11 protein-coding genes are annotated in these 24,427 nt (G+C 50.0%); 2 read left to right on the top strand and 9 right to left on the bottom strand.

Annotated elements, in window-relative coordinates; translation table 11 throughout:
• Positions 1–4: 4 nt before the first annotated feature.
• The 8 genes from BUB30_RS24885 to BUB30_RS24850 all read right to left on the bottom strand — a co-directional run bounded on the left by BUB30_RS24885 (position 5) and on the right by BUB30_RS24850 (position 9,129).
• Positions 5–1,084, bottom strand: coding sequence for an efflux RND transporter periplasmic adaptor subunit (locus BUB30_RS24885; RefSeq protein ID WP_084138385.1), 1,080 nt, complete (start codon positions 1,082–1,084; stop codon positions 5–7).
• Between the two features lie 299 nt (positions 1,085–1,383).
• A complete protein-coding gene (locus tag BUB30_RS24880; protein WP_073139822.1) occupies positions 1,384–1,746 on the bottom strand; it encodes a hypothetical protein in 363 nt (120 codons plus the stop codon).
• Between the two features lie 145 nt (positions 1,747–1,891).
• Positions 1,892–2,644, bottom strand: a complete 753-nt coding sequence (locus tag BUB30_RS24875) for an NADH-quinone oxidoreductase subunit B family protein (protein WP_073139819.1) — start codon at positions 2,642–2,644, stop codon at positions 1,892–1,894.
• A 3-nt stretch (positions 2,645–2,647) separates the two neighbouring features.
• A complete protein-coding gene (locus BUB30_RS24870; RefSeq protein ID WP_073139816.1) occupies positions 2,648–4,144 on the bottom strand; it encodes a hydrogenase large subunit in 1,497 nt (498 codons plus the stop codon).
• A complete protein-coding gene (locus BUB30_RS24865) occupies positions 4,129–5,541 on the bottom strand; it encodes a proton-conducting transporter transmembrane domain-containing protein (RefSeq protein ID WP_143165076.1) in 1,413 nt (470 codons plus the stop codon). Before BUB30_RS24865 ends, BUB30_RS24870 begins: the two co-directional genes overlap by 16 nt.
• Positions 5,542–5,575: 34 nt before the next feature.
• On the bottom strand, positions 5,576–6,208 hold the full coding sequence (locus BUB30_RS24860) for a hypothetical protein (RefSeq protein WP_073139810.1): 633 nt from the start codon (positions 6,206–6,208) through the stop codon (positions 5,576–5,578).
• A gap of 1 nt (position 6,209) precedes the next feature.
• Complete coding sequence (locus BUB30_RS24855; RefSeq protein WP_178377193.1) at positions 6,210–7,091, bottom strand: respiratory chain complex I subunit 1 family protein; 882 nt, start codon at positions 7,089–7,091, stop codon at positions 6,210–6,212.
• 25 nt (positions 7,092–7,116) lie between these two features.
• Positions 7,117–9,129, bottom strand: coding sequence for a proton-conducting transporter transmembrane domain-containing protein (locus tag BUB30_RS24850; RefSeq protein WP_073139805.1), 2,013 nt, complete (start codon positions 9,127–9,129; stop codon positions 7,117–7,119).
• Positions 9,130–9,586: 457 nt separating this feature from the next.
• Between BUB30_RS24850 and BUB30_RS24845 the strand changes: the two genes are divergently transcribed.
• The gene (locus BUB30_RS24845) at positions 9,587–10,384 is read left to right on the top strand and encodes an SDR family oxidoreductase (RefSeq protein ID WP_073139803.1); all 798 of its coding nucleotides are present in this window, start codon (positions 9,587–9,589) and stop codon (positions 10,382–10,384) included.
• Between the two features lie 17 nt (positions 10,385–10,401).
• Complete coding sequence (locus BUB30_RS24840) at positions 10,402–11,322, top strand: helix-turn-helix domain-containing protein (protein WP_073139800.1); 921 nt, start codon at positions 10,402–10,404, stop codon at positions 11,320–11,322.
• Between the two features lie 297 nt (positions 11,323–11,619).
• Here BUB30_RS24840 and BUB30_RS24835 read toward each other — a convergent pair whose 3' ends face one another.
• Entirely contained in the window at positions 11,620–24,237 is a 12,618-nt protein-coding gene (locus tag BUB30_RS24835) for a hypothetical protein (RefSeq protein ID WP_073139797.1), read from the bottom strand.
• Positions 24,238–24,427: the final 190 nt, after the last annotated feature.

Below are 24,427 nucleotides of genomic sequence, written 5' to 3'. Positions count from 1 at the left end.
TTTGCTAGTTAGTACTTAATGCCTGATACAGGAATACCTGGGAATTGACGACCACTTCGTCGCCTAAGGAAAGCCCGGAAATAAAGGCTTTGTTATCCACCCTCTTGATCAGGTTGATCTCCTTTGCTTCCAGCTTGTCGGCTTTTCGCACGACCACGTAATACTTGCTATTGTCCATCACCAGCGCCTGCGAAGGAACGGCGAGGGACTTGCCGGTTGACCGGATATTCACCTTGACGGTCGCGAACATCTCTGGTTTTAATTCGTTATCCGGATTATCCATGCTGATCCGGACTTTCATGGTGCGGGTTTCGGGGTCGAGCACATTGTATATTTTATCGATCGTGCCGGGGTAATTCTTTTCAGCATTGGCTAAGGTCTTAACCGTCACCGGGTCGCCGACGTCCACCTTGTTCAAGTCGGATTCATAAACATTGGCTATGATCCAGACATTGGACAAATCCGCGATGACGAACAGATCGGAGTTATTATCTTGTCGCACCTCAGAATTATTGGTAATGTTTTTTTCAATGACAAAACCATTGATCGGAGCTTTAACCGGGTAATTCGACCGGTCGCCACCCGTTATGGAGGCCACCTGGCTGGCGCGATTCAATTCAGACACTGCATTGTTATAGGAGATCTTCGCATTCAGATATTCCCGTTCATTTGCCAGCCTGCCTTCATACATGTCCTTGGCCATTTCCAAATTCTTTCTGGCCATCGTAACATTTGATTCTGCCAGGGTCAAATTATTAGAAACCTCGGCCACTTCGATACTGTTCAGGACGGCCAACAGCTGGCCTTTTTTCACAATGTCTCCTAATTCGACATTCACGGAGTGGACCTTCCCGCTGACCAATGAAAACACCCTCACCTGCTTTGTTTCATTTGGCTGTATTTTACCGTTTAGTTTTATAAAGCTATTGTCATCCTCTAAGCTGACGGAAGCGGTCTGCAGATGATTAATAATGGAGTCCGAAATAACATTGGCCCGCTTGCCATGGAACGATCTCGGATGGGAACAAGCCGAACTAAAAATAATCAAGAGACAAGCCTGGAAATATATCAATATGAGTTTCATCGTACTGGAATTAATGGTTAAATGATGGTTTCCGAAAAATTTCAAAATCAAGATTTTGGCACGCCTGATGTATTCGCCAGGGCTACGCCGTGAAAAAAATTATCAAAACCTAGTCGTCATTTTTCACGCCAGACCAAATGCCCAACGTATCAAGACAGACACCCGGACATAGCGGAGAGCGTTAACAAAAAGCAGAAATGAGCCATAGGTACAATGACCCTATGGATCCTTTTAGCAGATTGTAATGAATGAGGTTTCGGCAATTGATAATCTGAACTGCCTAAAAAATTGTGGATAGCCTATGCTTTGGGCGGAGGAGAAGGGATCTCAAAGAAAACAGGATGGATTTTTTCTTCTTTCGTTATGGGGCAACGGATCACGCGATATAATCCGGCATCGAGATCCTTCACGGCTTGTACGTTTTGACAGAAGTATGTTCCCATTCTTACGATATGGAAATATCTGACATGGTCGTTATCTTCATCTTCCGGGGTGGCGTCGGAATTGCCAAGCGCAACTTCATAGATAAATTCAAAAAGGCTATTGATATCATCGACTTTATTGCCGTTCCGGTCGATCCTATCCACTTCATCGAACTGTGGAATGAACGCAGAAAAATTCAGGTGAATTCCGAGCAATATGAAAATCAAAACCTTTCTCATGGCATTCCCAACGCGCTCCAAGGTATAAAAACGCGATGAAGAACTACTTAAAGCAAGCTTTAATTTGTCTTAACGTATCCTTAAAAATGTCTTTGCTGAATGAAGATTTCGACGGGATGGGAACGTCTTTGGCCAGGCGTTTTTATCATCTTCTACTTTTGATCAACTCAAGCACGCCGTTAATGAACGTAAGCGGATGAACGGGATTTCCAGGCACGTATAGATCAATAGGGTATTTATCCAGAAAGGTTCTGTTCAGCGCTTTGCTTCCGGCCAGTATCCCGCCGCTGATGGCATCCGTACCGGCCAGAATAATGATCTTGGGATCCGGAACAGCATCATAACAAATTTGAGTGGGTTGTGCCATGTTCTCAGAAATAGGACCCGTGATGACAATACCGTCGGCATGGCGTGGTGACGCAACAAACTCAATACCAAAGCGGCCCATATCAAAATTAACATTACCACAGGCATTGAGCTCCAACTCACAACTGTTGTCGCCGGCGGCAGAAATTTGTCTCAGCTTCAATGATCCGCCGAAATATTCATGAATTTCCTTTCTGATTTTGTCGGGATTCAACCCCATCGGTTTATCTTCTCCGGCTTTAATGATCAGATTTTCACGTTCGTTGGTCGCCAGTTTATAGTCAGATGTAAATTTGACTTTTTCCGGATTGGCGAAAGCACATTCACCACAGAACGTGCATTTTCCCAGATCAAGAGAGAATGGATTGGAGCGTATAGCGCCGGTAGGACAGAGTTCGACCAGGGCCTGCTCGTCTACATCGGCTTGACTAATCACAGGTCTTCCCCGAAATATGCCGGGTACCTTTGCCGCCGTTACATCAGGGATAAATTGTTTGCCCTGGTGCATCACTATTTTTATATCCTCGATCATATATTACAAATCATGTCCGCAATAGGAAAGATTAAAACTTTTGTTGCACACCGGAAAATCCGAGATCTCATTGTTTCTTACGGACAGTCCCAGTGCCAGCCAATTATGGTGAGAGGGGTCTTTGATCTTGTAGTGAACGAATTCACCGTGCTCATCCGTTATGGCGCAATGACAAATTTCGCCACGCCAACCCTCTGTTAATGATATGCAAAATGCGTTGGCCTTGGGCAACCCCAGGGGCTTACGATTTTTACTTTCCCCGGGGATGTCCCTCAAGAGGCTTCTGATGTAACCAATAGACTGATTGATCTCTTCTCTTCTTATTTGTGCTCTGGAATAAACATCGCCATGGTGTTTTAGTATAGGTACGTGTTCCAGTTTAGCATAGAGGTCATGAGGGTGGGTTGCACGGACGTCGCGCCTAACGTTGCTCATGCGTGCGGCCATTCCCACCGCGCCAATTTCTGTAATTTGTCCATGGGTGACAACACCTGTCTTTTCGAATCGCGATAGCACACTGGGCAAGCGGAAGGTATTGTCGCTTACTTCATTAAAATCCTTTTCGTATACGTCCAATAGTCTTGACAGTTGATCACCTAAATCTCTAGTGAATGGAAAATTCAATTTGCCGGGCCGAATCAATCCCTTGCTAAGGCGGTTGCCGCACCAGATCTGCATGTAATTAATAATGGGTGTTCTCAACCTTCCGTATACGGCACTCCCAAGCTGATAGGCCACATCGGTACACAATGCACTAAGATCAGCGGTGTGCATGGCAATTCTTTCCAGTTCAAGCGCCAGTGTTCTGGCAAATTGCAGGTCTTCGTCGGGTGTATAGTTGCACAGGCTTTCCCACAGGTTCACAAACGCGGTGGTATGTCCAACGGCGGTGTCACCGGCAATGGTTTCTGCCAACGTGGCACGTTGTAATAATTTTTTCTTTTCCAGGAATAACGATTCAATACCCCGATGCTGAAAGCCCAGTTGAATCTCCATGTGCATGATCTGTTCACCATTGCATATAAACCTGAAATGGCCCGGCTCAATTACACCCGCATGAATAGGGCCAACACCCACTTCATGAAGTTCTTCGCTTGCAGAATTAAAGAATGGGTAATGGGCAATGGTACTTTGATGATTTGCACGGTTGAATGGAAATCGCACCGGCTTCAACCACGGATGATCAGGATAGGCTATGCCGAAGTTTTCATGGATCTCACGTTCGAATTTTTCGAATGACAGGTGATGCGCCGTAAAGGAAGGTAACGTGGCTTGTCTGTCCACCAGGGATGACGATACATGAATCGTTCCATGATCATCGTCGGCCATGCAACAAATCAGTCTTAATTTTTCCGGTACGGCAACACCATAGTAGGAAACACAATGAAAAGATGACTCTTTAACAAACGATGTGTTAACAAGAAGAAACTTTTCATAATCACTCACCGGAATGGAGGCAAGCGGTATGTTTTGATTATTTTTGATCACGACCGTTTCCATACTTCATGCGGTAAGTTTTTTATTGCTTCTTCGATCAGCGATACCAGTTGCGCGGGCGGGTTCAGTCCCAGGTAGACCAACAGCGCCAGAAAGAAAAATTGCGAAAGTGATTCTACAGCGCTTATCTTTTCGACCTGACGATCATCAAAATCAGCCGGTGCTGTAAACACCATCTTAAACATATTTTTACCAAAAGCCCAGATGATCATGGTGATCAGCGAAATGACCAAGATCAGTATCAGGACGTGATGCGATTGAAAAACACCTCTGAAGATCATAAACTCACTGATGAACATACCGGAAGGCGGCATGCCGGTAACGCAAATAAAGCTGAGGATCAGGACAAAAGCGCCTGTCGTATTGTATTTGAAATAGTTACCGATATCTAAAATACTTTTACTTCCATAAACCCTGTACACTTGTCCGATCTGAAAGAACAAGCTAACCTTGGCAAATGAATGCAGGATGAGATGCAGGATTGCTCCAAAAGCACCAATCCCCCCCGATACGATGCCCAGCAGCACAATGCCCATGTGCTCGATGCTGGAATAGGCCAGCATGCGCTTGGCGTTATTGACCTTCAGCATGTAGACCGCTGCGACAAAAATGGAAAGCACAGCCGCCACCAACATGATGACGTTCGCCCATGGAAGAATGGTCGTCTGCGCAATAATTTCGTAAAACCGGAAGATCCCGGTAAAGCCGACATTCATCAATGCGCTTGAAAAAAGGGCCGACGCCGGACTCGGCGCTTTATCTTTTGCATCGACACCGGCCGTGAACATGGGAACCAATCCGGCCTTGCAAGTATACCCGGTGAATATGAAAATAAACGCCAGCTTCAACCAGAATGGGTTAAGTTTCGGCGCGTGACTGAGCAATGCCCCATAATAAAGATCGGTTGACCCAGCTTCCTGGATGGCAACGCTCAGAAAGAGTATTCCGATAAAAGCCAACGTGATGCTAACGGAACAAACAAAAATGTATTTCCAGGTCCCTTCTATCGATCGCTCATTTCGGTTGTGATAGATCAAAGCCGAAGCACACAATGTGGTGAGTTCAATGAATACCCAGGTTAGCCCGATGTGGCTTGAGAGGTATACACCGCTCATCGCGACAATAAACATGACCCAGGCAGAGAAGTATATGGCAACATTTCTCACCAACCCATTCCGCTTCGTATGGAATACATAACTGTGATAAGCCGACGCCAGGCTGATCAGACTGAGTACGGATAAAAAAATCACGGAGAATGCATCCGCCTTAAAATAGCCCGCTTCCTCCAGGTTGAGATGTTGGTATTCGTATACCGTCAGCGAACATTGCCCTATTAAAAACAGGATCACAAGGGTATATATAACGGCCTTCTTCCGGGAGAAGAATAACACGCCACTCATGGCAAAAGCCGCTATAAGATACGCCTCAATCACGCTAGTCTTTTAAATTTCTCAGTTTATTTACGTCCATGTCCTTCAGGACGTCGCCGATTTTATTGACAAAAATTCCAAGCAAGAGTGCGGTCACAAAAATATCCAACAAGATCCCAATGTTGACCAGTGCGGGCATCTCATTTCCCACGGCAAGCGTTAAAATGAAAACACCGTTTTCGATCACAAGAAAACCCATCACGTGCGTGATGATCATTCGCCTGCTGACAATGAGATAGAGTCCCGTAAATAAGGTTGACAGCGCCACAACAAAGAAGATATTCTTGACGTGCGTATCGTGAATAGCGTTGCTGATGATAAAAGTGACAATGACAATCATCAGCGTAATGATGATCAGTGAAACAAAATTTGACAGGAAGGGCTCAGACTCCCTCGTCAAGTTGTTCTTCCGAATAACGTAGCGCAAAAAAACGGGAATGGCTATGGTTTTGAATACGATGGTTTCCAACAGGATAAAAACAAGGTTTACTACATGGAGCTCGCGCAGTTCAATGAATGCCATTCCGAATAATAGTATGCCCTGGAATACGAGCAAGTTTATGATGCTATCGAGCCGATTGGCAATGGCCAGGTAGAAAAATGTGATCGTAAACAAAATGAGCAATACGTAGGTCATATCATGAGAATTTTCCAAGGATCAATAAGACACCGAAAAAAATAACCAGCGAGATAGACGACAATGAGAAAATAAATTGTGCATTGTGATTCATGCGAAAGCGAGCTAAAAACGACTCAATCAGTCCGGCCGTAGCAGCAAATGCCACTTGAATGACAATGAATAAAAGGATGGCAACCGGCAGGCTCATTCCTGCAATGAAGAAGTTGGTCACCAAAGCACCGTACATCGCAAACTTTAAATTTGTTGCATACAAGATCAACCCCAGATCATAGCCGCTATTGTCTAGGATCATTACTTCGTGGATCATCGTGAGCTCCAGGTGTGTCTTCGGGTCATCGATCGGTAGACGACTGTTTTCGATCATGGCGATCAGCACGAAGACAAACGTAGCGAGCGTGGCGAGTGCGTATGAAAAGGCGGAACTCAGATGAAGGGACGCGAAAATTTCATGAAAGGATGTATGACCGGTGAGTAACGCAAAGGAGCCCAGGATAAGAAAAAAGGCCGGCTCAACCAGCAATGAATATAGCGCTTCGCGGCTGGCCCCCATCCCTTCAAAGGCACTGCCGGTATCCAATGAAGAAATGATCATAAAAAATTTCCCGATCGCCAGCACATAGGCAAAAAGTATAAAGTCGCCTTTAAAAGACAAAAGACTGTTACTTTCTCCAAAAGGAATTAAAAGCACAGCCATGACAATCGAACCAAAATAGACTGTGGGGGCAACTTGAAAAATGAAACTCGTCGTGCGACTGTAAACGGCGCCTTTTTTAAGCAGCCTGATGACGTCTTTTAAGGGCTGAAAAACACCCGGCCCCTTACGACCTGAAGCAAGGCTCTTGGTTCGAAGGATGATCCCTCCAAAAAATAAACTCGCCATAATGATCAGGCCAAGGCTTAGCATATTAAAGTTGCTCGATAAATGAAATAATAATCTCTACTGATTTTACAACCAATGGAATGACGATGATCGCTGTAATAAAGAGTACGCCATTCAGTACGTACTGCTGCAGGTCGCCACTCTGAAGAAATCCAAACTTGCTCAGGAATAGTTTTATGTTCTTTAATGGGATATCAATCAATTTCTCTTCAATCCGGTCATAGGGATGGGTCTTATGTTCCAATTGCGTCGGAAATACCCCGGAGACCATAATCTTATTTTTATGAATCGAAAGCAGCGGTTCTGCCAGTTTGCGATAGGTCCGGATAAAGGAGCTGGCCGTATATTGCATCTTGCTGGCGTTGCCTACATAGCCACAGCCCCACGTTGCATCCGTTCGAACAGGCCGTGATGATGTCACCATTTTCCGAATAACAAAGAGTGTTAAGACAATACCAACAAAAACAAACCCCGCAAAACTTATGGCGGAAATGCTCTCCGTGAGGGTTGTGTCCGCCGGCGTGGTGTGGTCAGCAATCAGTGCGATAGGTCTGATGAGATAATGAAGAAAAAATTGTGGAACGAGTCCAATGAAGAGTATCATGACCGCCACCAGGTATTGCGGAATCAGTTTCAACGCATGGGCTTCTCCTGGTTCTTCGTGTAACTGATGCCGGGGTGTGCCCAGAAAAACGGTACCAAATGCCTTGGTAAAACAGAGTACGGCCAGACCGCCAATCAGCACCAGGCCGATGATGGATCCCAATGAAAAAACGAGCGTGAGTGTACTGGCTTCCTTTAAGCTACTGAACAAGCCGAAGTAAATCATAAACTCCGACACAAAACCATTGAACGGGGGCAGCCCGCAAATGGCTAATGCCGCCAGAAGAAATAAGAAGGCCGAATGCGGCATTTTCTTGACCAACCCTCCAAGTTTGTCAATATCGAGCAGGTGCGTGGCCTGGTAAACCGTTCCTGCACTATAGAATAAGAGTGACTTGAAGAGCGAGTGATTAAGCACATGCAGCAGCCCGCCGCCAAAACCACAATAGATGAGCGTCGTGTTATGCAAACCCATGCCCAGCGTTCCCAAACCAATGCCAATGCCGATGATACCAATGTTTTCAATACTGTGATAGGCCAGCAGTTTTTTCAAATTGTGTTGAATAATGGCGAGCATCACACCATAAAGGCCGGAGATCACGGAGACTGTAATGATAACATAACCCATAACGATATAATCGCCATGAATTAAAAATATCATTCGCAAGAGCCCGTAGATGCCAAGCTTTATAATCACACCGGACATCATTCCTGAAATGTGAGAAGGAGCCGCCGGGTGTGCGTAGGGCAGCCACGTATGAAAGGGGACAAAGCCTGCCTTTATGCCAAAGCCCGCAAAGAATATCAGAAATAACACCAGGCTTACCAACGGCGAAAAATCCATTGAGAATTTATGGATAGCCTGAAAGTCATACGAGTTTGTTCGCGACGCTACCCAGATGAAGGCGATGGTGAGCAGGAGTATGCAGATGTGCGATTGAATCAGATAGTTGATGCCTGCTCTGATGGTCTCCGTTTTTCCATGTTCAAATATGACCAGGAAGAAAGCCGAAAGCGCCATTACTTCCCAGGCGATCAGGAAGGCTATACTATGCTGGACAACACAGATGGCCAACATAGCGGTATGAAGAATTATTAATGATATATAATGAAAACTCAGATTAGCCGGGTTGCTTTCATACGATTTCATGTATTGCCAGCCAAACCACGCACCCGTTAAAAATGTAAAATTGATCGTCAGAATGAACCAGGCAGAAAGAGAATCAAGACGAAGCGGAATTTCTCCAAAGATATACGAACCTTGCACGATAGTCTCTAAAGCGTCACCCGTTAAACAAGGCCACGCCACCGAAGTGCTTACTAAAATGTTCAGGAGGATGATCAGTACGGTAACGGGTCCCTTCCAGGTAATTTTCAGGAAGGGAATCAGTAGGAGCGCTACAAAGGAGATCCTTAAAATTTCCTTAAAGAGCATTTGTTTGCAAGTGCTGCCTTGCGTGGGTACCAAGAAATGTAAACAATTAACTGATCAAACTCAATATAAGCGTAATTATTATGGCGTGACAAACCCAACGTGGGGACACTCAGTTGGATGAGGATGAGCGCAAAGAGTCTCTGGTTCCAGCGTCTCGTTTGTCACACAAAGTCCCTTTTCCTGGCTGATTAGCACGCTGGTCTTCTTGCTTAACGTTACGGCTGCGGCCTGGTACCCCCCTTGTCAACATTGCCTTCAATATCCATGGCTGTAAGAAACAGGATCGGAATATTGACGGGTCCTTCGTTCCAAAATCATTCATCAGCGCTATTATTTTCGGCTTTATCGGTCCCGGCATGCCCCTTCCGGCATTTTGGAAACAACGAAGCTCAATACGGAAACATTTGGCACCCTACCCTGGCTGACCTTTGTGATGTTAATTTAAAAACACACAAACATGAAGACTATTTTCATCACCGGGGCGTCGACAGGACTGGGAAAGGCGACGGCCAAATTATTTCAAGCTAAAGGATGGCGGGTCATTGCTACGATGCGGAACCCGGACAAGGAAACGGAGTTGAAGGATCTTAAGGGCATCACGCTCTTGCCGCTGAATGTGACCGATGTGGCGCAAATTGAAAGCACCGTAAACCGGGCGCTGGAATTGGGCGGGATCGATGTGGTATTCAACAATGCGGGCTATGGGCTGGTAGGTCCGATGGAAGGCTACAGCGACGCAGAGATCGCGCGGCAGATCGATACCAACCTGATGGGTGTGCTGCGGGTCACGAAGGCATTCATCCCCCACTTCAGGGCACGGAGACAGGGGCTGTTTATAACGACAACATCCATGGGAGGATTGTTTTCATTTCCGCTGAGCTCGATCTACCACGCTACAAAGTGGGCATTGGAGGGATGGAGCGAAAGCATGTCGTTTGAGTTGGGACTGCATAACATCGGCATCAAGACAGTGGCGCCGGGCGGGATCGTGACCGACTTCATGAACCGCTCACTCGAAGTGATCGCGCACCCGGCTTATGAAGAAGCCAGCCGGAAAATGATGGCTCTTTTTAACGCCGACAACTTTGCCACGGCCGACCAGATCGCCACCATGGTGTATGAAGCCGCAACCGATGGAAAAGACCAGGTGCGCTATGTGGCTGGAGAAGATGCCAGGGCCCTCTATGCGAGACGCAATGCGCTGGGCAATGAAGCGTTCAGGGGCGAGATGCGAAAAATGGTTTTCGGGGATTAAGCTATTAACTTTGTCACGTGAAAAAAGAAGAACACACACCGATCCGGATCCATTCCATATCCGAGCTACACCGGATGCTGGGGCTGCCCAAGCCCCTGCATCCACTGGTGAGCCTCGTGGACAACACCATCATGAACATAGACCACGATAGCCTGCCGGGCTCGTTCGTATTCGACTTCTATAAAATCTCCTACAAGAAAACAAAGCACGGGAGAATCGGGTATGGACAGGGCTTCTATGATTTCGACGAAGGCGGCATGATCTTTACGGGGCCCAACCAGGTGATCCACATCACGGACGATGAGGAATACTCCGGCATGTCGCTGTTCTTTCATCCGGATTTTTTGAGGAACCACGCACTGGGAACCGGCATCAAGCGATTCGGCTACTTTTCATACGACGCGAACGAAGCGTTGCATCTTTCAGAGAAGGAAAAGAACATTATTTTCAATGTGTTTGAAAACATCCGCGAGGAATTGAACACTTCCATCGACGATTTCAGCCACGATGTGATGTTGTCGCACATGGAGGTATTGCTGAACTACAGCAACCGATTCTACAAGCGGCAGTTCATTACGCGCAAAGCGGTAAATCATGATCTGCTCACACAGCTGGAGCGTCTGCTGAGCGACTATTTCGAAAAAGAGGAGTCGCTCCAGCGGGGATTGCCCACGGTAGAGTACCTGGCCGAACAGCTCAATGTCTCCCCACGCTACCTGAGCGACATGCTTCGCACGCTGACGGGACAAAGCGCGCAACAGCATATTCATGAGAAATTGATCGAGAAGGCCAAAGAGTACTTATCGGCTACCCATTTATCGGTCGCGGAGATTGCCTATCATTTGGGATTTGAACGGCCGCAGTCTTTTAACAAGCTGTTCAAAAAGAAGATGAATGTCACACCGATGGAATTTAAGCAGTCGTTTCAGAACAACTAGGTGTCGCATTTAACCGGCGGCTCCTCGCAGTCATCGAATAAACGGCTCACGCTATCACTACTTCAAGTTCTTCCTCTGCCCACTTCATAAGTTGAATAATCAGTGCATCTCCGCCTTGTTGCGAGCCCAGGTGTCCAAACCTGTTTGAGCATATTGTTATCGCCCCTTCACGGCGGGCATGTCGTGAATGATGATCTTTGTCAAAAGCAGTCCACACCATAATCAATAAAAAAGCGCGCAAGGCGACTGTGTAGGTCGTCCTGCGCGCATCTCACTATGATTCATGGGTAGCCGCTCCTACTCCACCTCTATTTTCTGCATCAGCTTTAACGAAGGACCGGCCTTGAGAATGTACAGCCCCGCGGGCAGTGTTTTATCAAATACAAGTTCTTCTTTCAGCGAGCCTGATTTGCTTGTGGTCAGTATCGTTTCGAGGACCGGTTTCCCGAGCATGTCGTAGATCTGAACCGGTATGTCGGTCACGCCCTTAAAGCCTTTGATCTCCACGGTAATTTTCTTCCCGGCAGAAGGATTGGGATAAGCCCGCAACAAAACCGAGGTCATGCCGTTATACTGCACCGCCACCACTTTTGAGTAGGTGAACTTCCTGTCGAAATCGGTTTGCTTCAAGCGATAGTAGGACAGACCCGGATAAGGATCCACATCGTTAGTGGAGTAGTGATGTCCCGTTTTGGTATCGCCCAGGCTCGAAACCTTCGCCACTTCAGCGAACGTCTCGCCGTCGGATGATTTCTCCACCGTAAAGTAGTCGTTGTTCACTTCTTCGGCAGTAGCCCACTCCGTTACGACCTCGTCGCCCACGACGTTTGCCTTGAAATATAAAAGCTTGATGGGCAGGGGTGAAGTAATGTCTCCGGAGCCAAGTGAAAAGGGGCTGAAAGACGTGATCTGTGTCATGGTCACTGTGCCGGTGATATTCGATCCCGATTGCGAGAAACTGCCTCCCCCGCTAGGAAGATCCCACTGGGTACCATCCCAATGAACAACTTTCAAGTTGCCGACATTCCCAATGTCTGGCGGAATGTAGCTGCCCACATTGTAGGAGAGCGTCAGGTCGGCGGCTGTTGAACCCGCGCGCGATATCAACCAATACTCAAACTCACTTACCTTCTTCAAATTTGAATAATTGTAAATGTTGTTGGAGTATCCACCCGTGGTGGGATCGGCGCCAACATATTCGACCGACCACGTGTCGGGGCCACTGGTGTTGTTGATCTGGGCCGGACGGTATCGGTTCGCCGAAACGCTGCCCAACGGGAATATAAAGCTTGTACCTGTTAACACTTTTGTCATCGGTCCCGACACAAAGCTGCCGGCGGAGCCACCGCTGGTGGTGGCCGTAGCCGTCAGGGCAAGGCCGTGCGTAGACGATGACACCAGGTTGCCGCTTGTTAATATGAGCGTGTTGTTGACCGTTGTCGTTGCCGTACCGCTGAGCGTAACATTGTTGCCCGTCTTAGACATCGTCAGGTTGTAGAAGGCCGTAGTTCCGTTGATGGCACTTGGCCCTGTCCCGGTAAAGGTGATGGTCCCGGTCGACGCGGTGAATGTACCGTTGTTCGTCCAGTTTCCGGCCACGTTCAAATTCCCGGCCGGCGCGGTTACACTGCCGGTAGCGGAGATGATAACATTGTTAAACGTCGTTGCTGCCGAACCACCCATTGAACCCGTACCCTTAAAGGTTACTGTGCTGTTATTGCGGGTGAACGTGCCACCGTTGGTCCAACTTCCATAAACATCAAGATTGTTGGTGCCGGTGATCGTCAGGGACGCGCCGTTGTTGATCGTTATGCTTCTGCAAACCGCTCCCGCCGCATTGACGATGGGCATATTGGGCGCAGAGGAAGGCACTACGACATCGCTGGCCGACGTAGGAACCGTCGAACAAATCCAGTTGCTGGGATCGAGCCAGTTACTGCTCGTGCCACCCAACCAGTTTCCAGTGGCCGTAATGGTTATCGAACTTGTGGCGGTTATCGTGCCGCAAGGAGCCGACGGGGCAATGGTATTGGTTACGGTATAAGTGCCGGGCGTGCTGGCCGACAGGTTCACCTGACCCGTGGCGGTGCTCACGAATACCAATCCCGTGGTCGACGAAAACGTTCCGGCAACGCCACCGCCGGTGAAGGTAGGGCTTGGGTTGGACGCGTTCGGGCAATAGGGACTTGCGCCGTAATTGAAGGTGGCTACGGCAGGCGTTGTTGTTGTTATGCCTAAAGTTCTCGCTGTTCCAGGTCCGCAGCCGTTCACTGCGGAAACGCTCAGCGTTCCATTCGTTGCTGTTGCACTGAAGTTGATCGTTACCGAGTTGGTCGATCCTACAATGGTCGCTCCCGTGCCGGAGTACGACCACTGGTAAGACGTTGCACCCGCCACTGCCGGCACCGTATACACATTACCGGAAGATCCTTTACACACCGACGGAGAGGCTGTCGTGAATGCCGAAGGTTGTTGTGGCGCATAGGGGAAGGAGATCACCACCGTGCTGCTCGACGTACATGAACCGTTTGTGATCGTCCACTTCAACGTATACGTGTGTCCGGGAGGGCCACCAAAAAGGGCGTTGTAATTGGCGGCGTTGGGCGTGTTGAACCAACCGCCCGTTCCGGCAGTAATGGTCCACAAACCGCTCCCCACCGTCGGATTGTTCCCCGACAAATTCAAGCTGGTGGCATTACACAACGATTGATTGGAGCCGGCAACCGACGGGGTAGGCGAAGCATCCGTCGTTACAGCGGTTCCATCTACGTTACCGGTAACCGTACTGTTGTTGTACTTAAACCCGGTTAATTGGTAGGATCCCGCTGCCGATGTGGGCAACGTGAAAGGAAGCGATGTGACCACGATCGGCGTTTGTGCCACGCCGTTAAAATTGTAACTGATCGTATAATTCAACGTGATGGGCGAGTGCGTGGTGATGGTCACGGGAATTCCGGCCGTTCCGCACACCGCTCCGGTGGGCGACAACACGGCAAGGGGCGTGGTGTCGGTGATGCTCCCCAGTGAATAGTTTTTCGGCGTGGTCGAAAGGCTCACGTTGCTTGTCGTGGTGGCGTTGCCCAGGTTGTTTACACCCGTGGCCGTAGACGCCAGTCCTACCCACGATGACGTTCCCGTATTGTATTCGGTAACCTCCAGATCCGATATGCCATTCACGGTCATGTATCCATTCAGATCACTTTGCGCATCCCAGGCAATGCCCACCTTCGCTGCTTTTGAAGCGGTAGCGGTTACCGTCCAATACTCAAGCCTGTCCATTTTAACGATGGGTGCCGTAACCGACGATGCCGTGGGGTTGGGGGTAAAATACTGTGCTGTAAAGAGCGAAGTTCCCGTCGAGGCCGAGGTAAGCGTAAAGGTGTGACCCCTTACCGAACCTTGCCCGAGTGGATAGACGAACGCGTCGCCGTTCACAATTTGTTTTTTCAGCGGACCGTTGATGTACGACGTGGCGCTACCGCCGGTAGGTACTACGGCCGAGGAAGAAGTGTTGAGAATGCTCAGGCTATTGGTCGACGTCGTAGTGACAATACCGCTCGTCAGCGACAAGTTTCCGTTCACTTCAATGTTTCCGTTTGTGCCGATAGAAAGTCCGGCACTGTTATCGATCTCAAGATTGTTAAAGGCATTCGCGCCCGTAAAATCGCCCGTTGCGCCACCCAGTGTTTGGGCTGCCGAACCCGAGAAGGTAACGGTAGCCGTACTGCCGCTACCGCTCAGGAAGGCTCCCGTGTTATAACGCTCCATCGAACCGTTGACGGTGAGCGTCCGGTTGTTCACACTGTTGTCCAGCGTGGGGCCGTCTATTTTGAGCGTGTTGCAAATCGTCAGGTCGGTGTTGGGCAAAATTCTTGTTCCTGTGCCGCTAAACGTCAGGTTGGGTATCGAAGTAAAGCCGTTCAGGATCAGGGTATAGCTTCCGGTACCGCCGTATTCGATCGTTCCTGTGCCGAGGCAATCCAGGAAAGGTGTGAAATTTCCGGCGGGCAAATTGGCGCTTTCCAAATAGACCGTTCCCGTACCCAAGGTAGCGTCGCCATCGACCGTACCAAAGTTGTGGCCGTAGGTAGGCGACAGAATGGACAGCTTGCCGGTGCTTTGAATAACGGTGGTGTAGGCAAAGCAATTGTTTACGGTAGTGGCCACGTTATTTTGAATGATAACGTTGTAGCCGTTCGGCCCACCCACCGGGCAGGGAGGCGACGCCCCCACCGGCGTCCATATGGTATTGTCCGACCAGTTGCCGTCACTGTTGGAAATATAGGTAGGGATCTGACTCGGTATGGCTGGATCCTCGCCGGCGGTATAGTCACCATTCAAGTTGCTCGAACCCGCCGGGAAAGGGAAAGTTATCTTGTGGGTCGTCTCGTTCACGTTGTCGGTCGCAGCGCCTACGGCCGCCTTGCTCCAGTACGTTCCCGGAAGCTGCAGCCAGCCCGCCACATAATCGGACTCCGTTCCGTTCACATCGGTCGCCAGGTAATTCAGCACCAGCGTCCCATCAAAGCCAACAATACCGGAGCTCGAAACGCTGAAATAATAATCCAAAACTTTGCTCGGATCGATCACCGTGGGTTGATACGAATCAACCGGCGCTACCTTGATGTAGCCGATCGCACCACTGGCATTGATGGTGAAAACGGCTGGCGTGTATTTCGATGTCACACCTACGGGATACGTAAACGTTGTGGTCGACGAAATGATCGGGAAGAATTTTGTCAAGCCCAGGCTGGTGGCCACACCGTCGGTCATGATCATTTTTGTGGCGCTGAACGACGAACCCGAAATGTTTGCCGTCGTGTTCAGGATGAGGTTATTCGATTTGATGTTAAAAATACCATTGGTCATCACCAGGTTGTGGTCGAGTGTAATGTCGTTCAACAAGGCCACGTTGTTCGAATTGTTGATCTCCAACCGGTTGAACGAACCGGTACCCGAAACTTCTTGCAAAGACGAACCCGCCATGCTGATACCGCCCGTGATGTTGTCGTCTGAATAAGCGCCGTTGTTAACGAAGGCGCCGTCGGTCAACACGGTGACCTTGTTGGCGTTCAGCAACAGGCTTCCGCTGCCGATCGTGAGATCGTGATTCACGGTAAAGCTGTTGTTGACGGTCATGGTAATCGAGGGGGACACGGTCAGATCATAGAAGTTCGTCGCCGACGTTCCGCTGATGTTCTGCGTCGTACCCGTAAAGGTGGTCAGGTTGGTGCCATACACATAGCTCGCCGTGCTTCCGTTATTCACCAGGTCCTGGTTGATGGTCACGTTCCGGTTGTTGGCGTTGAAGAAACTCTTGTTGTTCGAAAGCGTCAGGGTTCCTTTCAGTACCAGCGGGTTGGTCATCAACGTAACGGTAGCGTTGGTTCCAAGAGCACCACCGGCCGTCACCGACAGGTTGTTCAGCGATGCCGTTGCATCCATCGTGTAGTTCTGAACGGTGTTGGGAACCGTGTTGGAGAAAATGATCGTACCGCCCGTAACGGTAGAACTGGAAGGCCTGATGTACAAGTCGCCAAACGTAGTACCCCCGCCTCTTTGCAGCGTCAGCGTACCTGCCGACATATTGAATTGACTGCCGGTATTGAGCACTTCCAATTTTGCCCGTGTCAACGATGTGGCCAACCCGCCCGCCGAACTGTTACCGTTGATGGTCACCGTTCCATTGGTTTGCGTGTAGGACAATGCGCCGTTCGTCGATGCGGTGGATCTCCGGATCTGCCCGTTCACCGTCAGTGTTCCGCCCGTTACCTGGATGGCCGCGGAGTTACCCGAGTACTCGATATCATTGTTGAACGCTGAAGTCCCCACTTGTCCAACATACACGTTCCCACTCACCACGGTAAGTTTTCCACTCAGCAACAGATCGCTGGCATCCGCGCCGTTACTGGCGATGAGCACGTTTTTGTTGTTGCTGTTGGTGTAGTTGATATAGAGGCCTGCCGTCGAAGGTATGTTGAGGTTTGTAGCCGCAGAAATAGCAAAATCCGTGCTGGGGTTCGGCCGCTGATACTGCAGTGTTCCGTTTTGCAACGTTAGCCAGTTATCGGGAGGTGTGGTCAGCGTACCGGCGATGTTCAGGTTCAATGTGGTGGCTTGCGATGTTCCTTTGTTCACCGTAACCGAACCGAGTATGGTGGTCGGCGTTCCCACCGTGTTGGTGATGCTCGCCGAGTTATTGCCATTGAAGATGACCGGAATGGAGCTCAATGAAACCCGCGCGATTTGTATCGCACCACCATTGGCAAGCCCGTTTCCATCGTTGGTCAACGTCCCCCCAATCGTCAGGGTCTGATTTGTTGCGCCTGAAAAATTATCCAGGGCGCAGACAGAACACACGGTGACATTGCCATTCACAACCACATTTTGTGCAATATTTCCGTTACCATACCATCCGAAAGCTCCCCCTTGAATGTCCAGGTTACCGTTGATCGTAATGGTCTTGGCAACGGTGACTGCCGGAGCGAGGGGATAATTGCCCGACCAGGTCGGACACAACCACGAGTCAGCATTGGCACCGGTTTCCGTGCAATTACCATAGATCAACACGTCGTTGTTCGGGAAAATAATATTAGAACCGCCCAGGGGCGAGAACAGCAGGTTACCATAGGTCGTCACACCGTTGGCCATCCAATACGTCGTTCCGTAGCCGGGGTTTGTACTGTACAGTTCGGTCGTTCCTAAATTGGTATTGAAGCTGGTGAAGTCGCCGGCCGGATTGGCGAACGTACTCCCCGACGCCTGTGCGCAAGTAATTTTAATCCTACCGTTGCCCAACGAACTGTTCATGACGATACCCAGGTTACTGGACGGGTTATAACGAACATCAAGCACAGAACCCGCATCGATGTAGAGCGTGGCGCAACTGTGCGGATCGGTATTCGGATTGGTCAGGTAGTTTGCCGGTGTTCCAAAACTAATGGTGTGCCCGGCGCCGATGTGCACCACATCGGTTGCTCCCGGCGTGCCGATGTTCACAAAGGTGGCACGTGTCGGATCGCTCGTCCAGCTTGCCGCGGCACCCCACGCGCCTGTGGCATAACTATAAAATACTTTGGGGGTTCCGAACGGATTGGTCGGGGTATCGTCGCCGGCCGTGTAATCGCCGTCGATGAATGAAACATCTTTTAAAAATGTTCCCGTAGTAGGCTGGCCGATAATTTTGTTGGTAATGTCCAGGTCGCTGATTGTTCCCTTTGTCCAGGAGGTGGTGTTCACATCATAGCGCGCGGCAACATAGCCGTTTTCCGTAATGTTCGCGCCCGTAACAACATCATTCACTGAATAGGTGTAACCGTGAGTGACCTTCGCTGTGCCGAGGGTAAAGCCCGAAGACTTCACGCGCCAAAAATAGGTCAGGCTTCTTCCCGTAGTGGTTTCGTTGGGATGTGCATAGCCGACCGGAATAACTGTAATCGATCCATAGGCCGTGGGTGCTGCGTTAAGGCCGATCGAAGCAGGTGTATACTTCGGAACACCTACGTGGCCTGTCGATGCTGCGCCGATAGGGAAAACAAAAGCCGCGGGCGAAGCATATACCTTTGTAATGCCGCCGTCACCTGCATTTCCTGCCGATTGTGCGTAGCGCAAAGTACCTGCATTGGCAACGGTCGCCGAAGCATTGAATTTCAAATTGTACGTGCTGATGTTAAACAGGTTATCGCGCGAAAAGGTCAGCACGCCGTTGATCGTGATATTGTTTGCCAGCGAGATCGGAGCTGTCGCGGCATTGGTGCTGTTCAATTCGAGGTTTTGGAAGATCCCGTTACCGTCGATGGTTTGCGTGGAGGTCGATCCGTTCAAGGAGATCTTTCCTGCGCCTGCATGCACCCCGGAGTTATAAACATTACCGGCGACAGCGATGGTGTTACCGTTGTCGTTTAAGGTGCCCAGTGTAAGATTCAGGTTGCCTCCAATGTTGATGGCCGTCTGCGAACCCGCAAAATTTACGGCAACACCGGCGGTCTTCGTAAGCGTCAGGTTGTTCAAGGCGAGTGGCACGGCTGTATTTACGGCGATGGTTTGCGCGCCCGATCCGTTCAAAATGGTTGTGTTGGCCGATGTGCCCGTCGCAACATACGTTGCACCGTTGGCAATGGTGAAGTTCCCTCCGATCGTAAGATTTTGTGCGTTGGCATCGAAACTTCCCGACTGAATGTTCACCTTCGACAACACCGTAAGCGGATAGCTTGCAGCCAGTTGGACAATCGTGGAGCTACTAGGTCGCTTAATCACCAGATTACCCAATGCAGCCGTGGAAGATATTACATGGTTAGTTTCGTCGGCCAGGCCGGTTCCGGCGGTAGGAATAATAGTAAGGGTACCACCGGTCACACTAATGTTCGACGAAGATGATTTTACATCGAAAATATTCGGCGCTGTGGCCGGAGGTGTTGCATCGCAAACATCATAGATCCAGATGTCGCCCCCTGACATATTGAAAATGTTTGCCGGATTGTTGATGTTAAAAGTTCCAAAGCCGGTTGTCGTTCCACTGGTGGCCCTGACCGTATTGATGGTGGTGGCTACCGTGTCGACCAAATTGGCGACGGTCGCATACGACAATGGCACACGTTTCAATCGGCCTCGGAGGGCGAAAAAGCCACCGGACATTTGAAACGACGCCGTCGATGAAGCGGCGTTCAGGAATTGCTTGGCATCCACATCGCCACCATTGATCACGATCTGACCGGAGCCACCATTGGTGACAATACCCCCCGATTCGCGCGTGGACAAATAGCCATCCGAAATCTGGAGCTTGCCATAGACATAGAGGGCGCTATTGCCGCCTTGCAAAACACCGTTCACCAGACCGGTACCGCCGGCTACGCCATAGGCCGTATTCACCTCCCGGTAGTCGTCGGCAGTGCCCAGCACAACCACGTCGGGTCCGTTAATATACAGGCCGCCATTTGCTGGAATAAAATAATCAGAAGTTGTCGGCAGCGTTCCGGAGGTGTTTCCCTCCGTGAGCGAAGGAATGATCGTTGAACCCTGCAAAACCAGCGTTCCGTTGCGAATCCACAACGCCTTCTTGATGTTTGGATTGGTCGGCGTCGCACCCGCCGAGGCATCCGCCACAGCGTTGTTTGCACCGTACAACTTGAAGTTACCGTACGCCGATGAGTTGACGGTCAGTGAATAGGTCTGGTCGTTGCCTTTGTCAAGCACCAGGTTATAGAAGATCGTGCTGTTGTTACAGGTCAATACTTTGCTCGTCGAGCCTTGGAAGTAAACGGTGGCAAATCCTGATGTAGCGCCCGCTGCCGTAGGCGGAAAAGCGTCGTAAACCGGATAAGCGATGTTGGAGAACTTTACCGTTCCATTGTTTGTGAAATTTCCGTTGATGACAACGCGGTGTGACTGCGTGTCATAGTACTCAATAAACGGACCGGCCACCGAGGTGGTGATGGTCGTTGGGTTGGTCGTGGTGTTGGTCACACCGGTGCCCACGGTAATCGCCGCGCCGCTATTCACTGTAACGTCACCATTGATGGTCAATTGACGCCGGGTCGACGTGTTGTCGTTGATCTGGAAGGTGCCGCTCTTCACCAACAAGTTTCCGTTCAACGTCAAATTCATCAATTGCGTCGCCGTCCGGCCTGGGCAATTAATGGTCAAATTGTTATACGTCGTTTGACCAGCCGGTAAGGCAAAAGAAGCAGCATTATAATATTCGACCGTTCCTCCACCGGCATTGACAAGCGTATTCGACGCAACGGTCGGGAAATTGACCGAAGCCAGACGCAACGTGCCTTGTCCGCTAAGGGTGGACAGCCCACTGGCAAAACTGAACGTCGACATATCTACGGACCCGCCGCCATCGATCTGAAGGTTCATCAGTTGCACAGCAATGTTGCTGCTCAATGAAACCGTGCGGCCGGTCAATATCACAACATTGTCGCTGTACCCCGGCACGGTGCTTCCGGTCTGCAAGGTTCCGCTGGGATCGGATGTCCAGGTCGAAGGCGTGTTCCAATCACCGGTTTGGTACGAGTAAAAGGTCGATGTGTTACCCATCGTCCAATAACCGCCGTTGGTTGCCGTGGTATTGTTGGTAATGGTAAAGGAGTTTGCACCAAAAGAAGATGTTCCCGACAACGGAGGGCGTTGAAAAATGGTGTACGGCGCAGGCGCATAAGAAATGATCTGCGAGGCGCCGTTGAGTTGTGCGGGGTCATATTGAAAAGTAGCGGTAATAGTTTTGTTGCCTGCACTGGTAACAAAATCCCAGTAGGCATTGATATAGCCCGGGTTGAGCGCCGTAGGCACCACACGCACGCTATAGGTACCGCCCGCCGTGATGGAGCTTAGCGTCATCGGCGTATAATAGCCGGCGGAGCCGATGGGACTTAGCGTCTGGGTGGATGCCACGTTTCTTGTTAAATATCCCGTACCGTCGGTCGCGATCATGTTCGCGGTCGAAAATGGCGTTCCGCCAATGGCTGCATTGTTCGTCAGGGTCAGATTATAATTTCCAATTTCCAGTACACCGGACGTCAACGTCAGTAAGCCCGTCGCGGCCAGCGTCACGGAGCTCCCCAGGTTCACTGTATTATTTGTTCCGGTCTTGTTGATCGTTAAGCTCAAGAGGTTGCCACCGACAATGGGGGGCAGGCTCATCACAGGCGTGTTGCTTCCGTTGATGACGAGGGTTGATGTTGCGCTGCCGACGAATGTTCCCGATCCTGGCGTAAGCGTGCCGTTCAAGGTAAGCTGTCTTCCATTGAGCTGGAAGCTGTCGTTGACGTTGTTCCCGAAAACCAGGCTGTTGCTGATCGTGCAATCCGTATTCGCCAGCCTTACAAATCGGTTTGAGCCGGTAGACGTTCCGTTGTTCAATATCACATTGAACAAGGGATAACGGCCACCGCCGTCGATGGTAAAACCGATTCCAGCAATACCATTGCCGTTGCTGGACCCATCGCCAAAATTGATGGTGCTACCACTGAAATTGTATGCTAAACCCGCTGTAGGTGTAATAAATAGTGAAGTTCCACCTGCACCAATCGCGGGCGGATCGCCGATGGTGACCGTGCCGCCTGTAAAGGTCACCGCGTTTGTAGCACTGGTAGATGCAAAGCTCAACACGGTAGTGCCGGCCACCATACTGTCAAAACCTGTAGGGTCTACCCTGACACTGCCGGACGTCATGTTAAACTGCGACGTAGACGAAAAGGCAATGCCCCCATACATGTTCAGGCTACCGCCATCTATCCACAAGTTACTGGTCGCGGCGTTGACCAACATTACATCATTGCCGCTTCCATAAGTAAACGTGCCCGCCGTGATGTGCAGCGTTCCCGTAACCGTCGGCACGCCAGGGGCGGCCGATGCTCCCGCCTGTACGCAAGAAACGCTTGCCCCCGCATTGTTGAGCCACAGACCGCCTAACCCTGCGCAAATTGTAGCCGCACCATAATAAGGTGTCAGCGTTGAAGCGCTCGACAACTTAAACGTTCCGCTCGTCAACGTGAGGTAGGTTCCGGCTGCCGTCGGCGACGACATGGTGATGGGCGCTTGAACGTCAAGTACGTTGGCGAGGGCGCCTTTTGTCAAGGTAATCTGATTAAATCCAATGGCACCCGTTCCGCCGGGCGAAGTTATCGTGTTACTGGACGCACCCGAAAAGGTAACGTTACAAACATTGCCTGGGAATGTCTGCACCATGTTGAATATGCCGTCTGCCTGCAAATTACCCGAGATGGATAACACATGCACCGCCGCAAAAGCGCCAACATTGATCGTGCTACCTAAATCAACCTGGACATTCCCCGCAACGTTCAGGGTCTTCACCTGCCCATTCGTATTGCCAATGGTAAACGTCGAGTTGTTGGTAACCAGCAAGTTTCCGGTAAGCGTCAGCGTATTGCCATTGCCGCCCCACACCGTTGCGCCGGTTCCGCTGTTATTCAGATTCCCGCTCACGGTCAACGCGTTTGCATTCGAAACCACAACGCCCGAACCGGTAATGTTCAGGTCGTTATTGACCGTGGTCGTATTCGCGAAGGTTTTCGTCCCTCCTCCTGACAGTTTCAAGATCCGGTAGTTCGTCGAGTTGAAAACAGTTTGCGTAGTGGCATTATTATACTCCACAATACTTCCAGAACCCGCCGTCGTATTAAACGTACCCGGCGTGCCGTTGGCTGCGCCCCCCAGGATCAACTGGTGCGCCAGGCTGACACCTGTCATCGTAATGGTTGTAGGAGAAACCAGGTTTCCCACAATCGTTACGATGCGGGCGCTCCCCGATCCAAAATCAAACGTGGTCGTGTTGGCCATCGTGAATGTTCCGTTGGCGGTGATGCCGCCAATGCCACTGAGCAATACAATCGTATTATTTGTGGCAATGCTTACGTTGTTGAAAGTGGGGTTGGTCGTGCCGTTCAGGTTTTGTGTTGTGGCGCCGTTAAAAGTGATCGTACCGGCTGTGGAGGTGAACGTATTGTTGGAAGTGATATCGCCTTTTACAACGATGTTCGATGTGGAGTTGTTGGTTACGGCCCCTCCGATGGTAATGCTGTTTAATGTATACGCGCCGTTACCGGTGAGGGATGTACCGTTCAAAGTCAGGTTACAAACCTGGGAGGCATTGTTCCATAGCGTCATGGTACCCGCGTTGGTCAGGGTTCCGCCGATGGTCAGCGAGTGGATGGTATTTGAATTGGTCAGGGCGATGGTGGACCCGCCATTAACCGTAACATAGGTGGTCACGTTTATGGTCTGGGCCGTGGTGCTGTTGCCCAGCGTCAAGGTTCTGTTGTTGGTAACGGTCAGCGAATTGATCGTAAACGCGCCGGCAGGCATGTTCATCGCCATGTTCGTGTTGATGACCACGTCTTCGGCGGGAAGGGGTACGTGTCCTAGTGTCCAGTTGCCGGGTACGTTCCACAAATTACCCGTTGAGGTATTTGTCTGGGCAGCACTTTTTGAAATAAGAACGAGAGAGAAAAGTAAAAAAATGGAGGTTTTAAGAATCGTAAAACTTCTGGCCATAGACGAGGTATTTAGTCCGATACCCTTCAGCAGTATTACCTCCTGGCTATCAGAGATTTTTTTGAGTGTAAAGTCTAGAGAAACAAAA

The organism is Chryseolinea serpens (assembly GCF_900129725.1).
Lineage (GTDB): Bacteria > Bacteroidota > Bacteroidia > Cytophagales > Cyclobacteriaceae > Chryseolinea > Chryseolinea serpens.
Note: the sequence above shows the minus strand (reverse complement) of the source record. Positions and strands in the feature narration are given on the sequence as shown.